Annotated in this window: 29 protein-coding genes and 1 tRNA gene; 15 read left to right on the top strand and 15 right to left on the bottom strand. The window is 61.1% G+C overall.

Annotation, left to right across the window (positions count from 1 at the left end; translation table 11 throughout):
• Positions 1 to 11 precede the first annotated feature (11 nt).
• Entirely contained in the window at positions 12 to 797 is a 786-nt protein-coding gene (locus AB4Z19_RS14740) for a substrate-binding periplasmic protein (protein WP_442035514.1), read from the bottom strand.
• A 145-nt stretch (positions 798 to 942) separates the two neighbouring features.
• Between AB4Z19_RS14740 and rsxB the strand changes: the two genes are divergently transcribed.
• Both rsxB and nth read left to right on the top strand, forming a co-directional pair.
• A complete protein-coding gene (gene rsxB, locus AB4Z19_RS14735; protein WP_442022908.1) occupies positions 943 to 1,620 on the top strand; it encodes an electron transport complex subunit RsxB in 678 nt (225 codons plus the stop codon).
• Positions 1,617 to 2,264 (top strand): endonuclease III, encoded by a 648-nt coding sequence (gene nth / locus AB4Z19_RS14730; protein ID WP_442022907.1) that lies wholly within the window; start codon positions 1,617 to 1,619, stop codon positions 2,262 to 2,264. The genes rsxB and nth overlap by 4 nt, the downstream gene beginning before the upstream one ends.
• Before the next feature lies 1 nt (position 2,265).
• Here nth and blaOXA read toward each other — a convergent pair whose 3' ends face one another.
• Together blaOXA and AB4Z19_RS14720 are read right to left on the bottom strand one after the other, a co-directional pair.
• Positions 2,266 to 3,042, bottom strand: coding sequence for a class D beta-lactamase (gene blaOXA, locus AB4Z19_RS14725; RefSeq protein ID WP_442022906.1), 777 nt, complete (start codon positions 3,040 to 3,042; stop codon positions 2,266 to 2,268).
• A gap of 35 nt (positions 3,043 to 3,077) precedes the next feature.
• The gene (locus tag AB4Z19_RS14720; protein WP_442022905.1) at positions 3,078 to 4,988 is read right to left on the bottom strand and encodes a serine hydrolase domain-containing protein; all 1,911 of its coding nucleotides are present in this window, start codon (positions 4,986 to 4,988) and stop codon (positions 3,078 to 3,080) included.
• A 47-nt stretch (positions 4,989 to 5,035) separates the two neighbouring features.
• On the opposite strand from AB4Z19_RS14720, the gene AB4Z19_RS14715 reads away from it, so the two are divergent.
• Positions 5,036 to 5,302 (top strand): KTSC domain-containing protein, encoded by a 267-nt coding sequence (locus AB4Z19_RS14715; protein WP_442035513.1) that lies wholly within the window; start codon positions 5,036 to 5,038, stop codon positions 5,300 to 5,302.
• Between the two features lie 71 nt (positions 5,303 to 5,373).
• Positions 5,374 to 5,625, top strand: coding sequence for a hypothetical protein (locus AB4Z19_RS14710; RefSeq protein ID WP_442022903.1), 252 nt, complete (start codon positions 5,374 to 5,376; stop codon positions 5,623 to 5,625).
• Positions 5,626 to 5,667: 42 nt separating this feature from the next.
• Here AB4Z19_RS14710 and proB read toward each other — a convergent pair whose 3' ends face one another.
• The 4 genes from proB to rplU all read right to left on the bottom strand — a co-directional run bounded on the left by proB (position 5,668) and on the right by rplU (position 8,727).
• Positions 5,668 to 6,786 carry a glutamate 5-kinase gene (proB, locus tag AB4Z19_RS14705; RefSeq protein WP_442035512.1) on the bottom strand — a complete coding sequence of 373 codons (1,119 nt, stop codon included), beginning with the start codon at positions 6,784 to 6,786 and terminating at the stop codon, positions 5,668 to 5,670.
• A 129-nt stretch (positions 6,787 to 6,915) separates the two neighbouring features.
• Positions 6,916 to 8,025 carry a GTPase ObgE gene (obgE, locus tag AB4Z19_RS14700; RefSeq protein WP_442022901.1) on the bottom strand — a complete coding sequence of 370 codons (1,110 nt, stop codon included), beginning with the start codon at positions 8,023 to 8,025 and terminating at the stop codon, positions 6,916 to 6,918.
• A 90-nt stretch (positions 8,026 to 8,115) separates the two neighbouring features.
• Positions 8,116 to 8,376, bottom strand: a complete 261-nt coding sequence (rpmA, locus tag AB4Z19_RS14695; protein ID WP_442022900.1) for a 50S ribosomal protein L27 — start codon at positions 8,374 to 8,376, stop codon at positions 8,116 to 8,118.
• A gap of 39 nt (positions 8,377 to 8,415) precedes the next feature.
• Positions 8,416 to 8,727 carry a 50S ribosomal protein L21 gene (gene rplU, locus AB4Z19_RS14690; RefSeq protein WP_055933037.1) on the bottom strand — a complete coding sequence of 104 codons (312 nt, stop codon included), beginning with the start codon at positions 8,725 to 8,727 and terminating at the stop codon, positions 8,416 to 8,418.
• 200 nt (positions 8,728 to 8,927) lie between these two features.
• Between rplU and ispB the strand changes: the two genes are divergently transcribed.
• Positions 8,928 to 9,905 carry an octaprenyl diphosphate synthase gene (gene ispB, locus AB4Z19_RS14685; RefSeq protein WP_442022899.1) on the top strand — a complete coding sequence of 326 codons (978 nt, stop codon included), beginning with the start codon at positions 8,928 to 8,930 and terminating at the stop codon, positions 9,903 to 9,905.
• 67 nt (positions 9,906 to 9,972) lie between these two features.
• On the opposite strand, the gene AB4Z19_RS14680 is transcribed toward ispB, so the two are convergent.
• On the bottom strand, positions 9,973 to 11,604 hold the full coding sequence (locus AB4Z19_RS14680; RefSeq protein WP_442035511.1) for an OFA family MFS transporter: 1,632 nt from the start codon (positions 11,602 to 11,604) through the stop codon (positions 9,973 to 9,975).
• Between the two features lie 135 nt (positions 11,605 to 11,739).
• The gene (arsC, locus tag AB4Z19_RS14675) at positions 11,740 to 12,087 is read right to left on the bottom strand and encodes an arsenate reductase (glutaredoxin) (protein WP_442028639.1); all 348 of its coding nucleotides are present in this window, start codon (positions 12,085 to 12,087) and stop codon (positions 11,740 to 11,742) included.
• 94 nt (positions 12,088 to 12,181) lie between these two features.
• Here arsC and AB4Z19_RS14670 point away from each other — a divergent pair.
• The 5 genes from AB4Z19_RS14670 (at position 12,182) to AB4Z19_RS14650 (ending at position 14,403) form a co-directional block, all read left to right on the top strand.
• A tRNA-Pro gene (locus tag AB4Z19_RS14670) sits at positions 12,182 to 12,258 on the top strand.
• Positions 12,259 to 12,386: 128 nt separating this feature from the next.
• Positions 12,387 to 12,659, top strand: coding sequence for a winged helix-turn-helix domain-containing protein (locus AB4Z19_RS14665; RefSeq protein ID WP_442028638.1), 273 nt, complete (start codon positions 12,387 to 12,389; stop codon positions 12,657 to 12,659).
• Positions 12,660 to 12,778: 119 nt separating this feature from the next.
• Positions 12,779 to 13,102 carry a response regulator transcription factor gene (locus AB4Z19_RS14660; RefSeq protein WP_442028637.1) on the top strand — a complete coding sequence of 108 codons (324 nt, stop codon included), beginning with the start codon at positions 12,779 to 12,781 and terminating at the stop codon, positions 13,100 to 13,102.
• 25 nt (positions 13,103 to 13,127) lie between these two features.
• On the top strand, positions 13,128 to 14,135 hold the full coding sequence (locus AB4Z19_RS14655) for an alpha/beta hydrolase (protein WP_442035510.1): 1,008 nt from the start codon (positions 13,128 to 13,130) through the stop codon (positions 14,133 to 14,135).
• Between the two features lie 91 nt (positions 14,136 to 14,226).
• Positions 14,227 to 14,403, top strand: a complete 177-nt coding sequence (locus AB4Z19_RS14650; RefSeq protein WP_442028635.1) for a hypothetical protein — start codon at positions 14,227 to 14,229, stop codon at positions 14,401 to 14,403.
• Between the two features lie 18 nt (positions 14,404 to 14,421).
• Here AB4Z19_RS14650 and AB4Z19_RS14645 read toward each other — a convergent pair whose 3' ends face one another.
• A complete protein-coding gene (locus AB4Z19_RS14645; RefSeq protein ID WP_442035509.1) occupies positions 14,422 to 15,813 on the bottom strand; it encodes a YVTN family beta-propeller repeat protein in 1,392 nt (463 codons plus the stop codon).
• Positions 15,800 to 16,210: a DUF305 domain-containing protein gene (locus AB4Z19_RS14640; RefSeq protein WP_442028634.1), complete on the bottom strand. Its 411-nt coding sequence runs from the start codon at positions 16,208 to 16,210 to the stop codon at positions 15,800 to 15,802. The genes AB4Z19_RS14645 and AB4Z19_RS14640 overlap by 14 nt, the downstream gene beginning before the upstream one ends.
• Positions 16,211 to 16,381: 171 nt before the next feature.
• Here AB4Z19_RS14640 and AB4Z19_RS14635 point away from each other — a divergent pair, with 171 nt between their 5' ends.
• The gene (locus AB4Z19_RS14635; RefSeq protein WP_442035508.1) at positions 16,382 to 16,714 is read left to right on the top strand and encodes a CzcE family metal-binding protein; all 333 of its coding nucleotides are present in this window, start codon (positions 16,382 to 16,384) and stop codon (positions 16,712 to 16,714) included.
• Here AB4Z19_RS14635 and AB4Z19_RS14630 read toward each other — a convergent pair.
• Entirely contained in the window at positions 16,705 to 17,595 is an 891-nt protein-coding gene (locus AB4Z19_RS14630) for a LysR family transcriptional regulator (RefSeq protein ID WP_442027832.1), read from the bottom strand. The two genes, AB4Z19_RS14635 and AB4Z19_RS14630, sit on opposite strands and share 10 nt — an antisense overlap.
• A gap of 115 nt (positions 17,596 to 17,710) precedes the next feature.
• On the opposite strand from AB4Z19_RS14630, the gene AB4Z19_RS14625 reads away from it, so the two are divergent.
• Positions 17,711 to 18,721: a YeiH family protein gene (locus AB4Z19_RS14625; protein WP_442027831.1), complete on the top strand. Its 1,011-nt coding sequence runs from the start codon at positions 17,711 to 17,713 to the stop codon at positions 18,719 to 18,721.
• On the opposite strand, the gene AB4Z19_RS14620 is transcribed toward AB4Z19_RS14625, so the two are convergent.
• Positions 18,714 to 19,529 (bottom strand): oxidoreductase, encoded by an 816-nt coding sequence (locus tag AB4Z19_RS14620; RefSeq protein WP_442035507.1) that lies wholly within the window; start codon positions 19,527 to 19,529, stop codon positions 18,714 to 18,716. The two genes, AB4Z19_RS14625 and AB4Z19_RS14620, sit on opposite strands and share 8 nt — an antisense overlap.
• 88 nt (positions 19,530 to 19,617) lie before the next feature.
• On the opposite strand from AB4Z19_RS14620, the gene AB4Z19_RS14615 reads away from it, so the two are divergent.
• Positions 19,618 to 20,178 carry a TetR family transcriptional regulator gene (locus AB4Z19_RS14615; protein WP_442027828.1) on the top strand — a complete coding sequence of 187 codons (561 nt, stop codon included), beginning with the start codon at positions 19,618 to 19,620 and terminating at the stop codon, positions 20,176 to 20,178.
• Between the two features lie 52 nt (positions 20,179 to 20,230).
• On the opposite strand, the gene AB4Z19_RS14610 is transcribed toward AB4Z19_RS14615, so the two are convergent.
• Both AB4Z19_RS14610 and AB4Z19_RS14605 read right to left on the bottom strand, forming a co-directional pair.
• A complete protein-coding gene (locus AB4Z19_RS14610; protein ID WP_442035506.1) occupies positions 20,231 to 20,950 on the bottom strand; it encodes a hypothetical protein in 720 nt (239 codons plus the stop codon).
• Entirely contained in the window at positions 20,947 to 21,399 is a 453-nt protein-coding gene (locus AB4Z19_RS14605; protein ID WP_442027825.1) for a MaoC family dehydratase, read from the bottom strand. The genes AB4Z19_RS14610 and AB4Z19_RS14605 overlap by 4 nt, the downstream gene beginning before the upstream one ends.
• Positions 21,400 to 21,519: 120 nt before the next feature.
• Here AB4Z19_RS14605 and AB4Z19_RS14600 point away from each other — a divergent pair, with 120 nt between their 5' ends.
• Both AB4Z19_RS14600 and AB4Z19_RS14595 read left to right on the top strand, forming a co-directional pair.
• The gene (locus tag AB4Z19_RS14600; protein ID WP_442035505.1) at positions 21,520 to 21,849 is read left to right on the top strand and encodes a CzcE family metal-binding protein; all 330 of its coding nucleotides are present in this window, start codon (positions 21,520 to 21,522) and stop codon (positions 21,847 to 21,849) included.
• A 72-nt stretch (positions 21,850 to 21,921) separates the two neighbouring features.
• Positions 21,922 to 22,491: a TetR/AcrR family transcriptional regulator gene (locus AB4Z19_RS14595; RefSeq protein ID WP_442030356.1), complete on the top strand. Its 570-nt coding sequence runs from the start codon at positions 21,922 to 21,924 to the stop codon at positions 22,489 to 22,491.
• Positions 22,492 to 22,494: the final 3 nt, after the last annotated feature.

Genomic DNA, 22,494 nt, shown 5'->3' with positions numbered 1-22,494 from the left:
GCTGATGCAGATCAACCGCCCGGCAGGGCTTCGTCGCCGAGGCGGCGCCAGTAGTCGCGTTCGAATTTGGGGAGGTCGAGGTCACGGGCGGCGGCGTTGAAGGCGCGCTGGCGGGCCTGGCCTTCCGGGCTGCGTTTGAAGCAGATGTGGACCGGGCGCTCACGGAACAGATTGCCGGCAAAGCCGATGCGGTCACGCTCCGTGCGGAATTGTGGCGTGGACAGCAAGTAGCGCAGCACGCGCTTCTCGATCACGATGGCCGCGAAGCGTTTCGACAGCAGCTTGCGCAAATTGGTTTCGTCGTTGACGCCCTCCTCCACCTGCAGCGCGCCCTTGCGCACCTGGGTTTCGAACTCATCATCGTTGGCATAGCCACCCACCGTACCGATGCGCACGCCCTTCAACTCCGACAGCGAAGACGCCTGCAGCGGCGCCTCCTTCAGATAAGCCAGCACCGTCTGCGTGCTGGCAATCGGCGACGAAAAATAGCACAGCTTCTCGCGCTCCGGTGTGCGCCACACCGCCATGAAGCCCGCGTAGCGTGGATTATGCAGGCCAAATTCCATGGTGCGTTTCCAGGGGAAGTAATCGACCTCCAGCACATTGCCCAGCCGCGCAAACACGGTCGACGCAGCCGCCACAGCCACCCCATTATCGGGCAGCGCGGACGTCACATAAGGCGGCCAATCCTCAGCCGCGATATGCAGCGGCGCGACCGGCGAGTCGGACATGGCCGGGCCGGCGGCCAGCAGTCCAATCGTCAGTCCCAGCAAGCAAAGAGCGCGCGATCCGTTCATAGTGGATGAAGATCGTCCCACAAATGAAAGCGATTTCAAAGTTGTTTATGTGCAACTAATGGTAACCCGCTGTCCATGCGGGGTTTTCGTGCCGCGCGCCGCCAGATATCGGATAATGGCGCTTTACCAAGCAAATAAGTAAGCCGTGACTGATCCGAAAACCCTGGCCGACCGCATCGAAGACGTGCTGCCGCAGACCCAATGCACCAAGTGCGGCTATCAGGGTTGCCGACCGTATGCAGAAGCCATCGCGGCCGGCGAAGCGAATATCAACCAGTGCCCGCCGGGCGGCGCGGAAGGCATCCGCAGGCTGTCATCGGTGACAGGACGGCCTGTCATTCCGCTCAATCCCGTCAACGGCCTGGAGCGCCCGCGCGCCGTGGCCTTCATCGACGAATCGCTGTGCATCGGCTGTACCTTGTGCATCCAGGCCTGCCCGGTCGATGCGATCATGGGCGCGGCCAAACAAATGCACACCATCATTCCGGAACTGTGCACCGGCTGCGACTTGTGCGTGCCGGCCTGTCCTGTGGACTGCATCGTAATGTACCCGGTCACTGAAACCACCGGCTGGGACGCCTGGACGCAGGCAGACGCCGACGCCGCACGCTCGCGCCACGACTTCCGCACCGAACATCTGAAACGCGAACGCGACGAGAACGATGCGCGCCTGGCCGCCAAGGCCAAAGCCAAGATGGAAGCGGTGGACCGCCTGGCGCCGGAGAATTCGGCGGAAGAAGCGGAAAAGGAACGCAAGCGCCAGATCATCGCCGCCGCCATGGAGCGTGCCCGCCAGCGCGCTGAAGCCGACAAGAACAAATGAATCCAGCCAAACGCCACGAAATCTTCAGCCGCCTGCGCGCGGCCAATCCCAAACCCCAGACCGAGCTGGAATACACCACGCCTTTCGAGCTGTTGATTGCCGTGCTGCTGTCAGCCCAGGCAACCGACGTGGGCGTGAACAAGGCCACGCGCAAGCTGTATCCGGTGGCGAATACGCCACAGGCGATTCTCGATCTGGGCGTCGATGAACTGATGGATTACATCAAGACCATCGGCCTGTATAAGACCAAGGCGAAGAACGTGATCGCCACCTGTCAGATCCTGGTCGACAAGTACGACGGCGAAGTGCCGCGCACGCGCGAGGAACTGGAAGAACTGCCGGGGGTGGGACGCAAGACCGCGAACGTCGTGCTGAATACGGCCTTTGGCGAGCTGGCAATGGCCGTCGATACGCATATCTTCCGCGTGTCCAACCGCACCAACATCGCGCCGGGCAAGAACGTGGACATCGTCGAACAGAAGCTAATGAAGTTCGTGCCGAAGGAATTCCTGCTCGATGCGCATCACTGGCTGATCCTGCACGGCCGCTACATCTGCACCGCGCGCAAGCCGCAATGCTGGAACTGCATTATTGCGGACCTGTGCGAGTACAAGCACAAAACGCCGACGCCGGACGGCGTTTGATTCACTTCGCCAGCGGTGCGATCAGCGCCGGGAATTCCTTGTAGAAGGCATCGCGCGCGATGACGCCCGCCGGGACATCCTGCGCATCGCTTGCATCCTTTTTCATGAGGCGCGCAAAGACGTAGGTGTGCTTGTCCTTGCTCGCCCAGCCGACATACCAGCCGTAGCCGGAGGATGCGCCGGTTTTGCCGTGTACATCCCAGTCCGCAGGCGCATCGTCGAATTTCGTGAGGCGCGCGGTCATGTCGTAGGCGTGCTGGCTCACGCTGAGCTGGCGGTTCACGACTTTCGACAGGAAGGCCAGTTGCTCAAGCGGCGAGATTTTCAGCGAGGAGCCGATCCAGGACAGCGTCAGGCCATCGTGTTCGGCATCGCCTGAGACGTCAGCGTTACCGAACTGGAAGCGCCTGGTGTATTCGGCGAATCGCTCTTTGCCAAGCGACTTGGTGATCTGCTGTGAATACCAGACCACCGAGTCCTTCATCCACTTGCTGGGGTCTGTAGGATATTTCCAGTTCTCGCGCCAGTCGACATAGCCTTCGCGGAAAGGCAGCGTCGGCGTGTGTTCGTCTTTCAGAAAGCCGGAGTCGTAGCCCATCAAGCTGATGGCAATCTTGAAGGTGGACGCGGAAGTGACGCGCTGGCGGCACTCACCGCGCTGCACCAGCACTTTGCCGGTGGCAGCGTCCGCGACAGCCATGCAGAGTTCATGCGCACCGGCCGATGAAATGCCGATGATGCTTGCGATGGCGCCGAACGCCAGGGCACGTAATGTCATATGCTTCCTCCTTTGAGGCGCACAGCCTAGCAGATTCACGGCCAGGTGCGGAAGCCAATCAGCCCATACGTGGCCAGGTACGCTGCCGCGCTGAAGTGCAGCGCGGCGTGCACGACGCAGAACCAGCGCACGCCGGGGCGCATTGGCGTTCTGAACGCGTACACTGCCTGCAATGCGCCGCCGAGGGCTGCAAGCCCATACGCTGCCGTCACCGCCATCAGCCATATCGAATATGCCGACACGCGTCCAAATTCCGCCTCAACCGGATACCCCAGCGCTACCGGCAGCACCGCAGCAAGGAGCAAACAGCTCGCCGCCAGCGGCCAACCGCGGATCGCGCGGTCGGCACGGTCGGTATGGCCGGTGCGGCCGGCGTTGGCGGTGCAGTCACCGTGGCCCGCGCCTGCGGTGCGGGCGGCACGGTTCATGCGCCAGTGCACAGGCAGCCAGGCCAGCGCCCATAGTATCGACAATGCAGAGGCCAGCGCGAGCGCCATGAAGCCGACCAGCACAGCATCCACGATCGCTGGCGAGGCACGCCGATAGACCTGCGAGCCGAGCACCAGCACATCGCCATCAATCGGGTCGCTGGCGCGCACGCCTTGCGCGACGCCTGAGGGCCGGTCGTAGGCAAACGCGCCCTGTAGCAGCAGGCTGCGCGCATGCCCGCCGAATATCGTGGAAATCTGCAGCATTCCCTGCGCTTGCTGGACCCGCAAGGCGCCAAACGGCGCTCCCGCTTCGGCTAGCGCGTTGCGCGGATTGGCGAGCATATACACGCCCTCAACGCCGCGCCACGAGGCGTCCGGCGGCACGACAGCGGCCCGCTGCACGGCCGGCTGAACGGGCGATCGTAGGGCTGCATCCTGAGCGCCACCGCTGAACAGCTGCTGCATCAGCAACGCCGCCAATGCGGCAGCCGCGTGGGAAGAATCGCTGTTGATCATGACGACGAATCCCACACCCGCCGTCGGCTCGTACCATAGCCGCGCATGTGCGCCGTCGATGTCACCCGAATGTCCGAGCAGGCGATGGCCGTGGAAGGGATGGTCCAGCAGCCCCATGCCCGGCCCAGTGGGCAGCCCGGCGCGGGCGCCATCGGAAGCTTGTGCCGTCTCCATGCGTTCGATGGAAGCGCGCGCGAACAGCTGACGGCCATTCACCGCGCCACGATTCAACAATAGCTGCAGCAGCCGCGCCATGTCTAAAGCAGTCGCGCTGGTCGAACCGGCTGGCCGATAGAGCAGATGCTGGAAAGGCATGGGATTGCCGCGCCGGTCATAATTGGTGGCGCCATGCTGCGTGTCCTGAAAATACGTCGCCGACTCCATGCCAAGCGGCCTAAACACCGCGTCGGCGACGAAGTCTTCAAACTGGCGCCCGCTGATCTTCTGGACGATGTAGCCCACCACGGCAGGCCCCGTGTTCGAGTAGACCATGCGCGTGCCAGGCCACCAGCGCGAAACCCGCGCACGCGGATTGCGTCCCAGCGCTTCGACCAGCGGCAGGTCGGCCTCGCTGTATTCGGACGTGCGCATCTCGTCCCAGCCGGCCGTGTGTTCGAGCAGATGCACAAGGCGCAAAGGCGCCGGGCGCTCCCACGGATTATCGAACGCGATTTCAGGCGCAAGCAAGTGCACTGGTGCGTCGAGATTCAACTTACCGTCTTCGACCAGCCGCATCACCGCCAGCGCAGTGAATATCTTTCCGACCGACGCAGTGCGGAATGTCGTCTCGCCGTCCACAGGATGCTTGTACGCCAGATCGGCCATGCCAAGATTAATCACCTGCACCGGCTCGCCGCGGCGCACGATGGCAATGGCGGCGCCTGGCACGCCATCGGCCTGCATGATTGCCTGCAGTGAGCCGCGCAAGTCCGGTCCTGCCTGCGCCAGGCAAGGCAACAGGCAAAGCAGGAGCCAGCACAGGGCTTTGGGCATAGACATGCCGCTTATTGTAGTATGGCGTGGTTGATAGGGAGGCAATGATGGAAATGAAGAAGATCAACGCGGGCAAGCTGCGCGCAATCGGCTATGACTCCCGCGAGCGCATGCTGCGCGTGGAATTTGATGACGGCAGCGCGATCGACTACTCCGGCGTCAGCGCCGACATATGGAATCGCTTCTCCACCACCGGCGCGGCCTGGAGCTTCTACCGCGACAATATCGAAGAAGAATTCACCGGCCGCCGCGGCCGCGCGCAAGTGCAGAGCAAGCGCAGCGAACTGGAAGACCTGTTCAAGGCGCCGGGCGAGGAATAAGCCGAAGTTTTTACGCAGCGTTTACGGACGATTCGCTATGCTGGTTCCTATCCTGTATGAGGGGAACCAAGATGCCAGTCCAACTGCCCTGCGCCATCATCATCGTGGTGAGCGCCGCTTCGATTACCGCCTTGCGCCAATTGGCTTTCCGCATTTGCGCGGATCGCCTGGCGTCGATGCGCATCGAGCGCTGCGAGAAGAGCGATCGCATGCGCGCCAGTGTCTACCTGACGCGCGACGACAACGGCGTGCTCACCGAAGCCGTCCGCAGCTTCTTCCCGGACGCTATCTTTGAACGTCCGTCTTCACGCACGCCTGGTTGACAGCACACGTCCGCGATTGCCGCGTAGCTCCTGCACATGCCATCAGATCAGCACCAGGTTATCGCGGTGGATCAGTTCCGGGCCTTCGGCATAGCCAAGGATGGCGGCAATTTCAGCGGATGGCTTGCGCTGGATGCGGCGCGCTTCAGCGCTGGTGTAGTTGGAGATGCCGCGTGCGACGGCAGCGCCGTCCGGGCCAAGGCAGGTGATCACGGCGCCGCGGCCGAATTCGCCGTGGACATCGGTCACGCCAATTGGCAGCAGCGACTTGCCCTCGCCTACCAGCTTCTGCACCGCGCCCGCGTCCAGCACGACCTGGCCAACCGTGTGAAGGTGATCGGCCATCCACTGCTTACGCGCCGTCAGCTGGCCCGTTTGCGCAGACAATTCCGTGCCGATGCTTTCGCCGCCGGCCAAACGCGTCAGCACATCAGTCTCGCGGCCAAAGGCAATCACGGTATGCGCACCAGACTTGGCTGCACGCTTGGCGGCCAGGATCTTGGTCAGCATGCCGCCGCGGCCCAGCGAGGAACCAGCACCGCCGGCCATGGCTTCCAGCGCAAGATCGCCCGCGCGGCCATGCGTGACCAGCGTCGCTGAAGGATCTTTGCGTGGATCGGCGCTGAACAGGCCGCGCTGGTCGGTCAGGATGATCAGCGCATCGGCTTCGATCAGGTTGGCCACCAAGGCGCCCAGCGTATCGTTATCGCCGAACTTGATCTCGTCGGTGACCACCGTGTCGTTCTCGTTGATGATGGGGACCACACCCAGGCGCAGCAAGGTGGTCAGCGTCGAGCGTGCGTTCAGATAGCGCTCGCGGTCCGCCAGGTCGGCGTGCGTCAGCAGCACTTGCGCGGTGCCGACATCGTGTGCGCGGAAGCTCGTTTCGTAAATCTGCGCAAGACCCATCTGGCCCACCGCCGCGCAAGCCTGCAATTCGTGGATATCGGTAGGACGCTTATCGAAACCCAGACGCAGCATGCCTTCCGCCACCGCGCCCGAGGACACCAGCACCACCTCTTTGCCCATGCCCCGCAAGGCGGTAATCTGCGCGGACCAGCGCGCGATCGCAGCATGATCGAGGCCACGGCCGTCATTGGTGACGAGCGAAGACCCCACTTTAACGATAAGGCGGTGGGCTTTCTGGATAACGGAATTCATAAGGCGGCAAAGCTCTTCTCAAAAAGTACAGGGACATTGTTGATGCGCCGGGCTGGTCGCCCTGCTTGCCGCAGACAGTGCCCGGCCCCGCGGATGGCAGGACCGGCACAGATGTGGGTTGTCTCGATTTTAATCGAGAACTTTGAAACGTGGGTCGTCCGGATCGATGGACGAGATGCCGCGGGCTTCTTCGGTCATCTGGGTTTCTTCCGAGCGCTGCTCGGTGTAGCGCTGCTGCTCGATGTGCTGGTAGATCGCGTTCACCAGCTCCTGCGTGCCTTCGTGCGACAAGGCGGAAATCTCGAACACAGGGCCCTTGAAGGCCAGCTTCTTGACGAAGTCCTTCACGCGCTTGGCGCGCTCGTCTTCCGGCACCACGTCCAGCTTGTTCAGAACGAGCCAGCGTTCTTTCTTGCCCAGCGCCGGATCGTACTTTTCCAGCTCCTTGACCAGCGCCTTGGCTTCCTTGACCGGATCGACCGTCGCCTCGAACGGCGCCAGGTCGACGATGTGCAGCAGCAGGCCGGTGCGCGACAGGTGACGCAGGAACTGGTGGCCCAGGCCCGCACCTTCGGCGGCGCCTTCGATCAGGCCGGGAATGTCTGCAATCACGAAGGACTTCTCGTGCGACACGCGCACCACGCCCAGGTTCGGATGCAGGGTCGTGAACGGATAGTCCGCAATCTTCGGACGGGCATTCGACACCGCGGTGATGAAGGTCGACTTGCCGGCATTCGGCATGCCCAGCAGGCCCACGTCGGCCAGCACCTTCAGTTCCAGGCGTAGTTCGCGGCGCTCGCCTTCCTTGCCGTCGGTCTTCTGGCGCGGCGCACGGTTGGTCGAGGTCTTGAAGTGGATATTGCCCCAGCCGCCCTCGCCGCCCTTGGCCAGCATTTCCATCTGGCCGTGTTCGGTCATGTCGGCGATGATTTCGCCCGACACTTCATCGATGATCAGGGTGCCGACAGGCATGCGCAGGAAGATATCGTCCGCGCCGCGGCCGTAGCAGTCGGAGCCGCGGCCCGCTTCGCCATTGGAAGCGCGATGCATTTTCGAATAACGGTAGTCCACCAGCGTATTGACGTTACGGTCGGCCACCGCCCAGATGCTGCCGCCCTTGCCGCCGTCGCCGCCATCAGGGCCGCCGAACGGACGGAATTTTTCGCGGCAAAAAGAGGCGCAGCCATTGCCGCCGGTGCCGGCGATGACTTCGATGCGTGCTTCGTCAATAAACTTCATATGAACCACCTTGAAAACTAAAAAGGCCCTACCACTGGCAGAGCCTTTTGGAGAGAAGGCTTTCGCCTTACTGTACCTGTATTCGCTGTATTAAGCAGCTGCTACAACGGTAACGTACTTCTTGTTGTCCGGACCCTTGGTCACGAACTTCACAACGCCGTTCACCAGAGCGAACAGGGTGTGGTCCTTGCCGGTACCAACGCCTTCGCCAGCGGACACTGGGGTGCCGCGTTGACGGATGATGATGCCACCAGCGTTGATGGTCTGGCCGCCGTACACTTTAACGCCAAGGCGTTTTGATTCAGAGTCGCGACCGTTGCGGGTAGTACCGCCGCCTTTTTTGTGTGCCATTTAGTTACTCCTTGATAGCTGAATTCGGGCAAGCAGCAATTAGCCGTTGATCGAAACGATTTGGATTTCGGTGAAGTTCTGGCGATGGCCTTGACGCTTCTGGTAGTGCTTACGACGACGCATCTTGAAGATACGTACTTTGTCGTGGCGACCTTGAGCAACCACTTTCACCAGAACCGATGCACCGGCAACCAGAGGAGCACCAAACTTGATGCTGTCGCCCGCGCCAACGGCGAGAACCTGGTCGATAGTGATTTCGGAACCAATGTCAGCCGGCAACTGTTCTACTTTAATTTTTTCGCCAGCAGCAACTTTGTATTGTTTGCCGCCGGTTTTTATGACCGCGTACATGATTTGAAACCTCGTTAATTGTTAAGAAATTTCTCCTGCTCGACACCAAGAAAACAACAGGCGGATGCCGGAGAACCTGTGATTGTACACAGTTCTGGGATTTGCGTCAAAAACTATTGTCGAGAGGGCCGCCGCGTGGTATGTCGGCAACTTGTAACGTATAATCGCGGCACCTTATAGCCCACCAACGCAGGTTTGCCTTGTCTAACTCCGCCCAGAACCCCATTACCAGCACCATTGCCGCCGATATGGATGCCGTCAACACGGTGATCCGCGAACGCCTGCACTCGGAAGTGGCCCTGGTTAACCAGATCGCCGAATATATCATTAGTGCGGGCGGCAAGCGTATCCGTCCGGTGCTGGTTCTGCTGGTAGCGAACGCTTACTCTTATAAAGGCACCGCGCACCACGAGCTGGCTGCGGTAGTCGAATTCATCCACACCGCTACCCTGCTGCACGACGATGTTGTTGACGAATCGTCCATGCGCCGTGGCCGCCAGACCGCCAATGCGCTGTTCGGCAATGCCGCTTCCGTGCTGGTGGGTGACTTCCTGTATTCGCGTGCTTTCCAGATGATGGTATCGCTGGATTCCATGCGCGTAATGCAGATCCTGTCCGACGCCACCAATGTGATCGCCGAGGGCGAGGTACTGCAGTTGCTGAATATGCATGATCCGGACGTGTCCGAGGAAAGCTATCTGCAGGTGATCCGCTCCAAGACCGCCAAACTGTTCGAGGCTGCCGCCGAACTGGGCGCCCTGATTACCGGCGCTTCCGATGCGGAAATCGCTGCCGCGGGCGAATACGGTCGCTCCCTGGGCACCGCCTTCCAGCTGATCGACGACGTGCTCGATTACGCCGGCGATGCCGAGGAAATCGGCAAGAACGTGGGCGACGACCTGCGCGAAGGCAAACCAACCCTGCCACTGATCTGGCTGATGGTGAACGGCACCGAAGAACAGCGCCAGCTGGTGCGCTCCTGCATCGAAAACGGCGACGAATCGCACTTCGACACCATCCTGGCCGCCATCACCAATAGCGGCGCGCTGGACTACACCCGCCACGCCGCCAAAGTCGCCTCCCAGCGCGCGATCGACGCGATTGCCGGCATGCCGGACAACCAGTACAAGCAAGCCCTGCTCGATCTGGCACGCTTCGCGGTCGACCGCTCGCACTGAGCAAATAAAAACGGCGCCACTGGCGCCGTTGTCGCAAAGGCGGGCGCTGCCCGCCTTTTTCTTTTCCTTACTTGAACAGCACAGCCGCTTTCTGCAAGGTGATCCAGACACCGATCACCAGCGGAATACCGACCGCCACCCAGGCAAACGAAGCCAGCGCCGGATTGCTGCTGCCGCCCGCGGTGCCTGCCATGCGCGCGCCGCCCTGCGCGGCCGCCTCGCGTTCATGCGCCAGCTTCTTCTCGGCCGCCAGTTCGGCTTCCGACATGAAGTAGCGCGCTGCGATCGGACGCACCAGCATATTGCAGATCAGGCCCAGGATAATCAGGCCGGCCAGGACGTACATGGTGATGTCGTACACCTGTGCCTTCGGCACGCCTTGCGCCAGCTGATACTCGCGCAGATAGTTGACCAGGATCGGCCCCAGAATGCCGGCCGCCGACCATGCGGTCAGCAAGCGGCCATGGATGGCGCCCACCATCTGCGTGCCGAACAAGTCCGCCAGGTAAGCCGGAATGGTGGCGAAGCCGCCGCCGTACATCGACAGGATGATGCAGAAGGCCGCCACGAACAGGGCCAGATGGCCGTTATGCGACACCGACGGAATCGAGGCGTACAGCACGAAGCCCAGCACGAAGAACACGAAGTAAGTCGCCTTGCGGCCGATGAAGTCCGAGCAGGTCGCCCAGAAGAAACGGCCGCCGATATTGAACAGTGACAGCAGGCCCGTGAAGCCTGCTGCGATTGCCGCCGTCTCGCCCTTCTGCGCTGCGGTCAGGTCATTGAACGGGATGTCCAGCCCGATCAGCTTACCGCCGAAGACTTCCTGCAGCAGCGGCGAAGCCATGCCCAGGATGCCGATACCAGCCGACACGTTCAGCCACAGCACGCCCCACAGCAGCCAGAACTGCGGAATGTTCCACACTTTGCGGGCGTGGATATGGCGCGTGGTGATCATGGCATTGCTGGTTTGCGCTGGCTTCGGCGTCCAGCCTTCCGGCTTCCAGCCCGCGGCCGGGATGCGGTAAGCCAGTGCGCCCGCCATCATGAACACGAAGTAGATCGCCGCCATCACGAGGAAAGTTTCCCACACGCCGACCGAGGCCGGGGTGGCAAAGAACTTCATCAGCTTGTCGGCCAACGGTGCGCCGATCATGGCGCCGCCGCCGAAGCCCATGATGGCCATGCCGGTCGCCATGCCGCGGCGATCCGGGAACCATTTGATCAGGGTCGAGACAGGCGAGATATAGCCCAGGCCCAGGCCGATACCGCCGATCAGGCCGGAGCCCAGCCACATCAGCGTAATCTGGTGCAGATACACGCCCAGCGCGGAAATCACCAGGCCACCACACCAGCACAACGCCGACACCACGCCAGCCTTGCGCGGGCCGACGCGTTCCAGCCAGCCGCCGAACATGGCTGCCGCCGCGCCGAGGAACACGAAGAACATCGTGTACATCCAGCCCAGCATGGAGATTTTCCAGTCGCAGCTGGAGGAGAAGATCTCGGCAAAGAAGCCCATATCCGCCGGACAGGCGATTGACTCCTTGATGCCGAGGGCGTGCGACAGCGGCAGCCAGAACACGGAAAAACCGTAGGCCATGCCGATGCACAAATGAATTGCCAGCGCCGCGGGCGGCACCAGCCAGCGGTTAAACCCCGGAGCGGCGACAGTCCGCTCCTTGTCGAGAAAGCCCATAAAGACCCCTTTGTTTATTTGGACATATTAGAAAGCATGCAACGTGTTGCCGCACGAGAATATCACGGCTTCTTTCTAATTTACTAACCAAATTTCACAAGTTAAAGGGTTTAGAGGGCTCCCTCAGGCGGTGCGTCAGAGGATTTCTTTGACCGTCTCAGGCGGACGGCACAAACGTACGCCCTTGTCCGTGACCACGAAAGGACGGTTGATCAACTCGGGATGCGCCATCATCGCGTCGATCAGTTTTTCATCAGGCAGCGACTTATCGGACAATCCCAGCTGGTCGTACACCTCGCCTTTGTCGCGCATGGCGCCGCGTGCCGTCAGGCCGGCGCGGGCGATCAGGCCGATCAGCACGTCGCGCGAGGGCGGCGCCTTCAGATACTCGATGATCTCCGGCTCCACGCCGGATTCGCGAATCAAAGCCAAAGCGCCGCGCGAGTTGCTGCAGGCGTTATTGTGATAAATCGTTATTCCCATATTTTTACTCAGGTAATTCAGGCAGCCCGCACTATACCACCGGGGCGAGTGTTGATAAACGCACAAAGATCTGCTTTAATTGTGACTCACCAATCGGGGTGTAGCTTAGCCTGGTAGAGCGCTACGTTCGGGACGTAGAGGCCGGAGGTTCGAATCCTCTCACCCCGACCAGATCCCCTCCCCCTCACTGTCACCTTGCTTAAGGCGTATCGAAAGCCTGGCGGCGTTGCATGTACAATGGCAACTAAAGTTTAAGTACAAGAAGGGCGCCATCAGTCCTCCACGCACGGGATTGCATCATGAGCGCGCCACAGCAATTATCCACATCACCTGTGATTGAGTTCGGCCCTTACCGGCTGTTTTCGTCCGCACGCCGGCTGGAAAAGGATGGCGCCCCCGTCAAGATTGGCAGCCGTGCGCTCGATATTCTGATCTGCCTGGCCGAGCAGCCGGGACGCCCCGTCAGCAACAAGACCCTGATCAAGCGCGTCTGGCGCGATATGGTGGTGGAAGAGATCAGCCTGCGCGTGAATATCGCCGGCCTGCGGCAGCCCCAAGCCAGACCGTTCTGATTGCCGACTATCGCTGCGGCCTGGAGCTGCAACGCCAGTTTTCATCCGATGAAGTCCGCGTTCTGATCGTCACGCATTTCGATAAAGAAGGCCAGATAAGGCAAGCGCTGCGCGCCGGCGTGCGTGGCTACGTGCTGCAAAGCTGCGTGTTGCAGGAACTGGAGCCGGCCCTTCTTGCCATGAGCTGCGGCCGGAATTACATCAGTTCGCGCGCCGATCGCGCCATCGCCAACAGCTGGTACCGCGCCGACCTGACCGGCCGCGAAAGGGACGTCCTGCAGTTGCTGGGCAAAGGCCACTGCAACAAGCTGATTGCCCGCGAACCGGGCTTGGCTGAAGAAACCGTCAAAACTCATCTCAAGAACGTGATGTCCAAACTGAACGTGTCGGCCCGCGTGCAGGCTGTCGTCGTCGCAAACGAACGCGGCCTGCTCGCAAATTAACTTCCTCATCTTGAAAGGATCAACCTTGAATACTTTGAAAACTCTGGTCACCACTTCTGCCCTGACCGCCCTCGCCAGCGCCGCTCTCGCGGCCGACTACACCGGCGTCGAGCCAACCACCGCCGCCTTCCTGAAGGCTATCGAGAATGCCCCGCCGATGGAAAACATGACGCCGAAAGATGCCCGTCAGGTGCTGATCGACGCGCAAAAAGGCGCCATCCTGCCAAAGGCCGATGTATCCGAAAAGGTCATCAAGGTCGACGGCCAGGATGTGAAGCTGCACATCGTCTGCCCCGCCGGTGCGAAAGGCACGCTGCCCGCCTTCATGTTCTTCCACGGCGGCGGCTGGGTGCTGGGCGACTTCCCGACCCACGAGCGCCTGGTGCGCGACCTGGTCGTGTATTCCGGCGCAGCCGCGGTCTTCGTCGACTACACGCCGTCGCCGGAAGCCGGTTATGGCGTAGCGATCAACCAGGCCTATGGCGCGACCAGGTGGGTGGCTTCGCACGGCAAGGAAATCCATGTCGACGGCTCGCGCCTCGCCGTGGCAGGCAACAGTGTCGGCGGCAATATGGCGGCTGTGGTGTCCCTGATGGCCAAGGACAAGGGCGGCCCGAAACTGCGTGCGCAAGTGCTGATGTGGCCCGTCACCGACGCGGGCTTCGACACCGCCTCCTATCATCAGTTCGCGAACGGCTACTTCCTCACCCGGAACATGATGAAGTGGTTCTGGGATAACTACACCACCGATGCTGCGGCACGCAAAGAGATCTACGCATCGCCGCTGCAGGCGCCGATCGAGCAGCTGAAAGGCCTGCCGCCAACCATGGTGCAGGTCGCCGAGTTCGATGTGCTGCGTGATGAAGGCGAAGCCTACGCCCGCAAGTTGTCCGCGGCCGGTGTCGAGGTCACGCCGCTGCGCGTGAATGGGGTGGTGCATGATTACGGCCTGCTGAACCCACTGGCCAAGGCGCCCGCCGTACAAGGCGCGCTGCGCGCCGCAGGTGCCGAACTGGCCTACCGCCTCAAGTGATGCGTGCGCGGCACTAAACCTTTGTATAGTGCCGCACGCAGGGAATCCGCACTAAGCTGTAAGCAATGCCCCTGCACCGAGAGGTTCGACCATGCACACAATCCAATGGCTGTCACGCAGCGGACTGACGCTCACCGTGTTGCTCATCATCGCGGTGCTGCCCGGCGGCTCGCTGCTGTTGCTGTCTTCGCGTGTAAGGCGCGCGTGCGTGGCGCTGCCTTTGGGTGGTGCAAAAAAAACGCGGCCCGAAGACCGCGCAATGCAATGAAACTAATGGAGCAGAGGCTCAGCGTGCCGTCGTCATGATGGCCTTCGCCGCATCAGGACTGTCGTGGCCTTCCATGACCAGCACTTCGCCGGCATGCGGCGCTTTAGCGCCCTCTTTGGCCAGTTCGCGTACGGGTCCGATCATGGTGGCATTGGCCATGCCCTGCGCATTGGTCACCAGGCTGCCCGTCGCAGCGCTGGCGCCGTTCAGGTAGACGCTGTATTCGGTGTTCGGTTTCAGCTTGAAGAGCGATACTTCCACCGCGTCAACCACGCCCAGATTGCGCGAGACGATAAAGCCTCGACCTTCACCCTGCTTCGGCCGCAACTGGACGTTGACGGAATCCTTGTTCGTACGCGGCACCAGGTTCTCCTTGCCATCGCCTTGCGGCACAGCGTGCGAGATATACACCAGTGCCTGCGGCGCCTGGCCTCCGGCGATGGTCGCGATCACGCGATTTGTGGCAGGATCGATAACCTGCATGCCATCGCCGTTCTCCATGCCGACGAACACACGGTTGCTGTCATCTGAAGTCCAGATCCCGTGCGGCAGTGCGCCGGTCGGAATCGTGGCCACCAGCTTGGCATCCTTGTCGGTGGTGTACACCTTCACCACGTTCTCGCCGCCGATCGTCACGTAGGCAAGCGTCTTGCCGTTCACTTTAGCGAAAGCCAGGTGGTTTGTGATGAACCCTGTATCGATCACGCCCGTCACTTCCAGCGTGCGCGTATCGATGCGCGTGACTTTGCCAACGTCCTTGTGCGTCATCCAGATTTCGCTGTAATCCGGCGAAAATTGCAGGAAGGGCGAGAACGGGCTGGTGACCGTAATCCGTTTGATGATCTTCTTCGACTTCACATCGATGATATCGACGGTCGGCGTGAAGCTCGATACAACGAAAGCCAGCTTGCCGTCCGGATGGAACTGCACCATACCCGGTCCGACCTCGGTCTGAATGCGCTCCTTCTCGCGAAAGGTCTGCGGATCGATCACCGAAATGTAATCCTCGCCGCGCACAACCACCCAGGCCTCCTTGCCATCGGCGGTAAAGAAGCCTTCGTGCGGCGAGCGACCGACATACGTCTTGCCTTTGACCTTATTGGTTGCCGTATCGATGAAGGTGGCTGAGTTGGAGCCGGTAGAAATCACCATCAGCGTCTTGTGGTCCGGCGAGAAGCCCATACCGTGCACATTGATCTCACCCTTGTACAACGGCGACAGCACGTCCGGCCGGGGATTGCCGAGGCGGATCTGGCCCACCAGCGTGTTGGTGGACGGATCGAACACGGAAACGGTATTGCTATTCTGGTCCGCCGTGTAGACGCGGTCCTGCGACGACGGCAAGGCAAAGGCCAGCGGCATGGCAAATACAGCGACGACCGCAGCGATCAGTTGTTTATTGGTGTTCATGAGATTCCTCGTGCATGGAAGGATGGCGTGCCAGCCATGCCTGCATTTGTTGGATTTCTATTTGCTGCTCAGCGATGATGCCCAATGCAAGATTGCGGACTTCAGGATCCTGGCTGTAAAGCAGCACAGCCTTCGCCATATCGACTGCGCCCTGGTGGTGCGGAATCATCATGGTCATGAAGTCATGCTCGCTCTGGCCATTCATGGGGGCCTTGGCCATGCCGGCATCCATGACGGCCATGGCGTCGTCCATTAATGCTGCAAACGGCTTGGCTGTGGTGGCGGTAAAGACGGGCGGCGCTGCCGCAGAGTCGGCGGCGCCGTGGTGGTGATGGGCTTCCTGGGCCAAGGCAGAACCGGTGAACAGGCAGAGCATCAGACTTATGGCGTATTTCATTTATAGGCTCCCTGTGTGTGGGTGAGGCCAGTGTATGAAGAGCGCTCCAACAAACTTCTGACAAAACGATTACAAGCGCCCTGTCATCATTTCGTAATTATCCAGTCATGAGTTGGTCAGCGCCGATTTTCTACTATGGCTACATCAACCACCCAAACACTGGAGCAAATCATGAAAATCGCTAAACTGACCGCCGCCGCCCTGGTCATCGCCGCCACCGCTGGCAGCGCCTTCGCCCAAGGCCCTACGGGCTCGCCAGCCGACTATGGTAACGCCGTTGCTTCCGCCAACGCCGACCGCAAGATCGACCTGCAATCCGGCGTGCACAATGTTACCGTGACCAACGGCGACACCGTTGAATTCACCAACGGCTCCGACTCCGTGATCTGGCACTTCGACACCTTCCCTGGCCAGACCGTCGTTGACCTGTCGGCCATCGCACCGAAGCTCAACGCGCAAGGCGTACGCGTGTTCGTGCGCGAGAACCCACTGTATCAGGGCTGAGCGCTCGCAAGCACCTCTTCCAGCGCGCGTGCCGCTTTGCTGCGGTAACGCGCGCGATGGCGCAGCAGGTAGAAGCCGCGCGGCGGCAGCTTGACCGGCGCCCGCACCAGCAATCCTGCGTCCAGATAGGGGGCCACCACCAGTTCTGACACGCCCGCCGCATAGCCGCCATTCGCCAGCACGGCGGAGCGCATCGCCTCGTTCGACGGCAGCGTCAGCGCCACCTGCAGTTGCGGCGTCTGCACGCCATGCTCCGCCAGCATGGCTTCGAGCGCCGAACGCGTACCGGAACCCTGCTCGCGCATCACCCATTCGCCCTTCTGCAACTCGGCCGCACTCAGGCGCTTTTTCTGCGCCCACGGATGCTGCGGCGTGACCGCAACCACGATACGGTCGCTGCCCGCTTGATTGATATGCAGGTCGGGAGCCTCGACCAATCCTTCCACCAGACCCAGTTCCGCCTCGCCTTCCAGCACTGCACGCGCCACGCTGTGCGAATTGCCCGCTTCCAGTTCGATATCGATGCGTGGATGGCGCGCCCGGAAGGCGACCAGCAGCGGCGGCAGCCAATAGCTCGCAATGGTCTGGCTGGCCTGCACCCGCAGCGTACCACGCTCGCCGTCCGCCAGTTCAGCCAGCGCGCGTTCGGCCGCTGCAGCGCTGGCCAGGGTGGCACGCGCCTCCACCAGGAACAGCCTTCCAGCCGCATTGGTTTCGATGCGCCGGCCAACCCGGTCAAACAAGGGCGTGCCATAGCGCTCTTCCAGTGCGCGGATGGAAGCGCTTACCGCCGATGGCGTCAGTGCCAGCACGTCCGCAGCCTGGGTCAGATGCTGGCGTTCAGCTACAGCGACGAAGATGCGAAGCTGCTCAAGAGTCATCGTTCAATCCAATCGAATGAAATCTCAAATATTATAAGATGGACTGAATGATTGATCGCTCCGAAAATATCGTCATGGGCACAAGAATGTGCTGACGAATACTCTGGAGACGACCATGAAACTGCTTCCCGGACTAATCATTTGCGGCCTGGTCACCGGCGCCGCCGTCCTGCTGGAACGCGAAGGCGCCGCGTTGCTGGGCCATGCCTGGCTGGAGCCGCTGGTCATCGCTATCCTGCTGGGCAGCGTGGTGCGTACCTGGCTGACCTCCGACAAACAGTGGCCAACTTTCGACCCCGGCGTGCAATTCAGCGCACGCTTCCTGCTCGAAGTCGCGGTGATGCTGCTGGGTGCTTCCGTCAGCGCCCGCAGCCTGGCTGAACGTGGCCCGGCCCTGCTGATCGGCATTGCGGGTGTGGTCGCAGTGGCGATTGCAGCCAGCTATGCGATCGGCCGCGCGCTGCGCCTGCCGCACAAAATGGCGGTGCTGATCGCCTGCGGCAACTCAATCTGCGGCAATTCCGCCATTGCGGCCGTCGCCCCCGTGATCGATGCAGATGGCCGCGACGTGGCAGGCGCCATCGCCTTCACCGCGGTGCTGGGCGTGGCCGTGGTGCAGACGCTGCCCCTGCTCGACAGCGTGCTGGGTCTCTCGCCCATGCAATACGGCGTGCTGGCCGGACTGACGGTGTACGCGGTACCGCAAGTGCTGGCCGCCACCGCGCCGGTGTCGATGATGAGCCTTCACATTGGCACCCTGGTCAAGCTGGTACGCGTGCTGATGCTCGGCCCCGTGGTGCTGGCCCTGCCCTTCCTGCGCCGCGGCCGCGCCAGCACGGCCGGCGCATCGCGCCCTGCCATCAGCCACCTGCTGCCGTGGTTCATCCTCGGCTTCCTGTCGCTGATGGCGCTACGCACTTTTGGCGTGATTCCGCAGGGCGTATTGGCTGCCAGCCAGGCCGTCTCCGGCGCGCTGACCACCGTGTCGATGGCCGCGCTGGGCCTCGGCACGGACCTGCGCGCCGTGCTGCGTGCCGGTCCGCGCGTGTCCGCGGCCGTGGTGCTGTCGCTGCTCGTGCTGACCGTGGTCAGCCTGGCGCTGATCAAGGTGCTGCATATCACCTGAGCGCCAGCATCAGCATGCGGTCGAACATCCGGTCCGACAACAGGAAGCGCAGGAAAAGCATGGGCGTAGCCAAAAAGCCTGCGTGGTAGCGGGTCTTTGGCTGTCCTGCTTTCAAGGCCTTCACGATCAAGTCAGAAATCACGCTCGGCGCCGGAACTTTCGGCTGCACGGCAGCCTGCGCCTTGCGCAGTTTCGCCACCAGTCCCGCGTAGGCACCCTTGCCGGAATAACGCTCCGCTTCTTCGTCCGCAATATCGCCCCACTCGCTCTCGATACCGCCCGGCTGGATCACCACCACGTCGATGCCAAATGGCTTGACCTCCAGCCGCAACGCATCCGAGTATGCCTCCAGTGCGAATTTCGAAGCGTGATACCAGCCTCCCAACGGACCTGCGAACTTGCCGCCCATGGACGAGATATTGAAGATGCGGCCGAACTTCTGTGCGCGCATATGCGGCAGGCAAAGCTGGGTAAGTCGAGCCAGGCCGATGACATTGGTTTCCAGCTGACGCCGCGCCTCGGCCATTGGCACGTCTTCCAGTGCGCCATACTGACCGTAGCCCGCGTTGTTGATCAATACATCGATGCGGCCATGCTGGCGGATGATCTCATCCACCGCTGCGACCAGCGATGCGTCGTCCGTAACGTCCATGCTCAGTGTGCGACCACCTGCATCGCGGATTTCCTGCATGCGCTCGACACGGCGGGCGGCGCCATAGACGACGTATCCCTCGTCAATCAGGCGCAGCGCGAAATCCTTACCCATTCCGGACGAGGCGCCTGTGATCAGTGCAACTTGCTGTTTCATTAATCTCTCCGTAATTAACTAACTAGTTGGTTATAAGATAGCCGCTTGTTCGGTTGATGTCAACCAACCGGTTGTTTAGAATTCCGGGATGAGCAGAAACGCAGAAGAAACCCGCAAAAAAATCCTCGCCTCCGCCACGGCCGAATTCGCACAATTCGGCATCGCTGGCGCACGCGTGGACCGCATCGCCGCGACTGCCGGCTGCAACAAGGCCATGCTGTACGCCTACTTCGGCAATAAGGAACAGTTGTTTGACGCCGTGTTCGAGTCCATCATCAGCGAAGTCCTCGAAGGTGTTCCGATTGACGCCAATAACCTGCCAGAGTATGCGGGCCGGCTGTTTGATCTGGGACGGAGCCGTCCCGATCTCATCAAACTGAATTTATGGCGCACGCTGGAGCGCAGCGCACCGGAACACGCGTCTGCAATCGAACAGCAGGCCATGCAAACGAAAGTCGCGGCCATTGTGCGCGCTCAGGAAGCCGGTATCGTCACCAAACGCTTCCCGCCGGAGCAGGTGCTGCTGCTGGTGCTGAAGATGGCGAGTATCGGCAGCGAAGGCTCGCCGGAAGGCTGCCTGCCTCACCTGCCGGCCGCCGCAGTGCGCAATCTCATCGTCGAAGCAGTGAAAGCCCTGGTCAACGACTGACGTTTCGGCGTCACACCCGCCGCATCAAGCTTCTGGGGAGGATCTGGCGCGCTTAGGTGAAGACGTAGCCTTCGAAGTCGATCGATACCATCAGCAAATCGCGCACCGCTTTCATGTCCGGCCCGCGCAGGTAGGCCCGGCGGCGGGTTGGCATCATCAGGCCCTGGACTTCGATGTGGCCGTCGATGTATTGCGCTGCGGGGAACGAACCTGCAACATCAACCTGGTAGTCGTGCCGGCGCAATAGCAGGTCCGGCCCGAAATAGAAGTCCTGCACCTCGCAATGGCTGGCGATATGTTTGGGGAAGCGCACGCGCAGGCCGCGCCATTGTTCGCCATCTTCTTCGATCGCCGCGATCTCCTCCATTTCAAAGCCTGGCATGGCCAGGAAGAACGGCGACGTCAGATAGGTCCACATCGCGTAGCCGTTGAAGTAGGCGCGGTGCAGCGGATTCCACGGCGTATTCATTGTGTGGCCATCGAAGCTGACGCGCGGATCACTCAACTCCTTCACCACTTCGCCATCAAGGGTTTCGATTGCCACCCGCTCGGGCCGGAAATTGGTGCGCCAGTTCGGCTGTCCGAACGGCGTCACGGAGGCAAATTCCTCGTGCAACGCGACGGTCATGGTGCGCGTGTTCGAATCCTGGATCAGTCCTTTCAGCGGCCACAAACCACCGCCGCTGACCACATCCACCTGCACCGTATTGAACTGCCTGAACCGCGCCAGGCCACCATGCGCATCCAGCACGCGCTTTACAAACTCGTTCATGACTCACTCCTGCGTTGCACGATCAGATTGGCGACAAACACTTGTGCCGCCTGATCTTCCTGATTGAACGTGGTGCCGCGAACCTTGGCAATGCCCTGCTCCGGACGCGATTTCGAAGCGCGCACTTCAAGAACCTCGAATTCGGCGTGCAAGGCATCGCCGGGACGCACCGGCAACGGCCACTTCAACTCTTCGAATCCCGCACCAACGATACCGCCAGCCGGACGAAACTCGCTATCCACCAGAAGGCGCATGGTCAGCGCCGCCGTATGCCAGCCACTCGCAGCGTGGCCACGAAAGATCGTGTCCCTTGCCGCCATCTCGTCCAGGTGAAAAGGCTGCGGATCGAACTCGGCGGCGAATGCCTTGATCTGCTCCGCGCTTACAGTCAATTTGCCGGAACGGTACTTTTGGCCCGGCTCCAGATCTTGCAAGTAAAGCATCTTCATAAGGCCTCCGCGATTAAATAACGATCGTTATGCTATCATGCCTGTGTTGTCGGCGCGGTCCATTGCGAAATCCGTGTTGACTCCTTCGACGCACACTGACCAACCTCTTAGGAGAACAAAATGAAAAACCTGAAACTGGCTCTCGCCGCCCTTTCCCTCGCCGCCATCTCCGGCGCCGCCTTCGCCCATAGCCTCACCGGCACCGTCGGCGACTACGGCCGTATCGCCCCTGCCGGCAGCGCCGATCGCCAGATCGCGGTGACTGCCGCGACGCACAGCATCAATGTGACCGATGGCGAAACCATCGAGTTCACCAACGGCACCGATTCGGTCACCTGGCACTTCGAAACCTATCCTGGCCAGACCGTGGTTGATCTGTCAGCGCTGGCGCCGAAGCTGAACACCCAGGGCGTACGTGTCTACGTCCAGGGCAACCCGCTGTACCAGTAATGTGAAGCGCGCGGGCCGGTTGCATCCCGGTCCGCTTCCATTATCATGGACACGTTTTGACGTGGAGGATGCATGCGATACCCACCCGGCCATAAGGAAGAGCGCCGCAAGGAATTACTGAAGACCAGCGGTGAGGTCATCAAAAATAAAGGCTTTTCGGCCACTGGCGTGGACGCGCTGATGGCCGCTGCCGGCATGACCAGCGGCGCCTTCTACAGTAACTTCTCATCGAAAAACGACTTGCTCAAGGCGCTGGTGGAAAGTGAGCTGGAACGCACGCGCGGCATCTATGAAGCCAATCCCCATACTTCACCGGAAGCATGGCTGGAATTCGAAATCGACCGCTACCTGAGCCTGAGCCATGCACAGCGTACCGAGTCCGGCTGCGTGATTCCCGCCATCGGCGCCGAGATCGCGCGCGGCGACAAAGAGATCAAGGAAGTATTCGAACGCGAACAGCGCAAACTGGTGGCAATCCTGACCGAAAAGCTGGGCAGCGAAGCGCTGGCCTGGGCTTTCAAGGCTCAATTGATCGGCACCATCATGATGGCGCGCGCCATGCCGACCGAAGCCGCGCAGCAGGAAGTGCTCGACGCGGGAAAAAAATTTTTGAAAGCCGCTGTACAATCCATCCGACGGTAAGCC

Origin of the sequence: Pseudoduganella sp. RAF19, assembly GCF_052114165.1 — a bacterium.
Classification (GTDB): domain Bacteria; phylum Pseudomonadota; class Gammaproteobacteria; order Burkholderiales; family Burkholderiaceae_D; genus Rugamonas.
The sequence above is the reverse complement of the archived record's forward strand: the minus strand, read 5'-3'. Positions and strand labels throughout refer to the sequence as shown.

What these genes read in the sequence shown, in the direction of transcription:
- AB4Z19_RS14740 (WP_442035514.1), bottom strand. Translation starts at nt 797, where the DNA reads ATGAACGGATCGCGCGCTCTTTGCTTGCTGGGACTGACGATTGGACTG.
- nth (WP_442022907.1), top strand. Translation starts at nt 1,617, where the DNA reads ATGAATCCAGCCAAACGCCACGAAATCTTCAGCCGCCTGCGCGCGGCC.
- blaOXA (WP_442022906.1), bottom strand. Translation starts at nt 3,042, where the DNA reads ATGACATTACGTGCCCTGGCGTTCGGCGCCATCGCAAGCATCATCGGC.
- AB4Z19_RS14720 (WP_442022905.1), bottom strand. Translation starts at nt 4,988, where the DNA reads ATGTCTATGCCCAAAGCCCTGTGCTGGCTCCTGCTTTGCCTGTTGCCT.
- AB4Z19_RS14715 (WP_442035513.1), top strand. Translation starts at nt 5,036, where the DNA reads ATGAAGAAGATCAACGCGGGCAAGCTGCGCGCAATCGGCTATGACTCC.
- AB4Z19_RS14710 (WP_442022903.1), top strand. Translation starts at nt 5,374, where the DNA reads ATGCCAGTCCAACTGCCCTGCGCCATCATCATCGTGGTGAGCGCCGCT.
- proB (WP_442035512.1), bottom strand. Translation starts at nt 6,786, where the DNA reads ATGAATTCCGTTATCCAGAAAGCCCACCGCCTTATCGTTAAAGTGGGG.
- obgE (WP_442022901.1), bottom strand. Translation starts at nt 8,025, where the DNA reads ATGAAGTTTATTGACGAAGCACGCATCGAAGTCATCGCCGGCACCGGC.
- rpmA (WP_442022900.1), bottom strand. Translation starts at nt 8,376, where the DNA reads ATGGCACACAAAAAAGGCGGCGGTACTACCCGCAACGGTCGCGACTCT.
- rplU (WP_055933037.1), bottom strand. Translation starts at nt 8,727, where the DNA reads ATGTACGCGGTCATAAAAACCGGCGGCAAACAATACAAAGTTGCTGCT.
- AB4Z19_RS14680 (WP_442035511.1), bottom strand. Translation starts at nt 11,604, where the DNA reads ATGGGCTTTCTCGACAAGGAGCGGACTGTCGCCGCTCCGGGGTTTAAC.
- arsC (WP_442028639.1), bottom strand. Translation starts at nt 12,087, where the DNA reads ATGGGAATAACGATTTATCACAATAACGCCTGCAGCAACTCGCGCGGC.
- AB4Z19_RS14665 (WP_442028638.1), top strand. Translation starts at nt 12,387, where the DNA reads ATGAGCGCGCCACAGCAATTATCCACATCACCTGTGATTGAGTTCGGC.
- AB4Z19_RS14650 (WP_442028635.1), top strand. Translation starts at nt 14,227, where the DNA reads ATGCACACAATCCAATGGCTGTCACGCAGCGGACTGACGCTCACCGTG.
- AB4Z19_RS14645 (WP_442035509.1), bottom strand. Translation starts at nt 15,813, where the DNA reads ATGAACACCAATAAACAACTGATCGCTGCGGTCGTCGCTGTATTTGCC.
- AB4Z19_RS14640 (WP_442028634.1), bottom strand. Translation starts at nt 16,210, where the DNA reads ATGAAATACGCCATAAGTCTGATGCTCTGCCTGTTCACCGGTTCTGCC.
- AB4Z19_RS14635 (WP_442035508.1), top strand. Translation starts at nt 16,382, where the DNA reads ATGAAAATCGCTAAACTGACCGCCGCCGCCCTGGTCATCGCCGCCACC.
- AB4Z19_RS14630 (WP_442027832.1), bottom strand. Translation starts at nt 17,595, where the DNA reads ATGACTCTTGAGCAGCTTCGCATCTTCGTCGCTGTAGCTGAACGCCAG.
- AB4Z19_RS14625 (WP_442027831.1), top strand. Translation starts at nt 17,711, where the DNA reads ATGAAACTGCTTCCCGGACTAATCATTTGCGGCCTGGTCACCGGCGCC.
- AB4Z19_RS14620 (WP_442035507.1), bottom strand. Translation starts at nt 19,529, where the DNA reads ATGAAACAGCAAGTTGCACTGATCACAGGCGCCTCGTCCGGAATGGGT.
- AB4Z19_RS14615 (WP_442027828.1), top strand. Translation starts at nt 19,618, where the DNA reads ATGAGCAGAAACGCAGAAGAAACCCGCAAAAAAATCCTCGCCTCCGCC.
- AB4Z19_RS14610 (WP_442035506.1), bottom strand. Translation starts at nt 20,950, where the DNA reads ATGAACGAGTTTGTAAAGCGCGTGCTGGATGCGCATGGTGGCCTGGCG.
- AB4Z19_RS14605 (WP_442027825.1), bottom strand. Translation starts at nt 21,399, where the DNA reads ATGAAGATGCTTTACTTGCAAGATCTGGAGCCGGGCCAAAAGTACCGT.
- AB4Z19_RS14600 (WP_442035505.1), top strand. Translation starts at nt 21,520, where the DNA reads ATGAAAAACCTGAAACTGGCTCTCGCCGCCCTTTCCCTCGCCGCCATC.
- AB4Z19_RS14595 (WP_442030356.1), top strand. Translation starts at nt 21,922, where the DNA reads ATGCGATACCCACCCGGCCATAAGGAAGAGCGCCGCAAGGAATTACTG.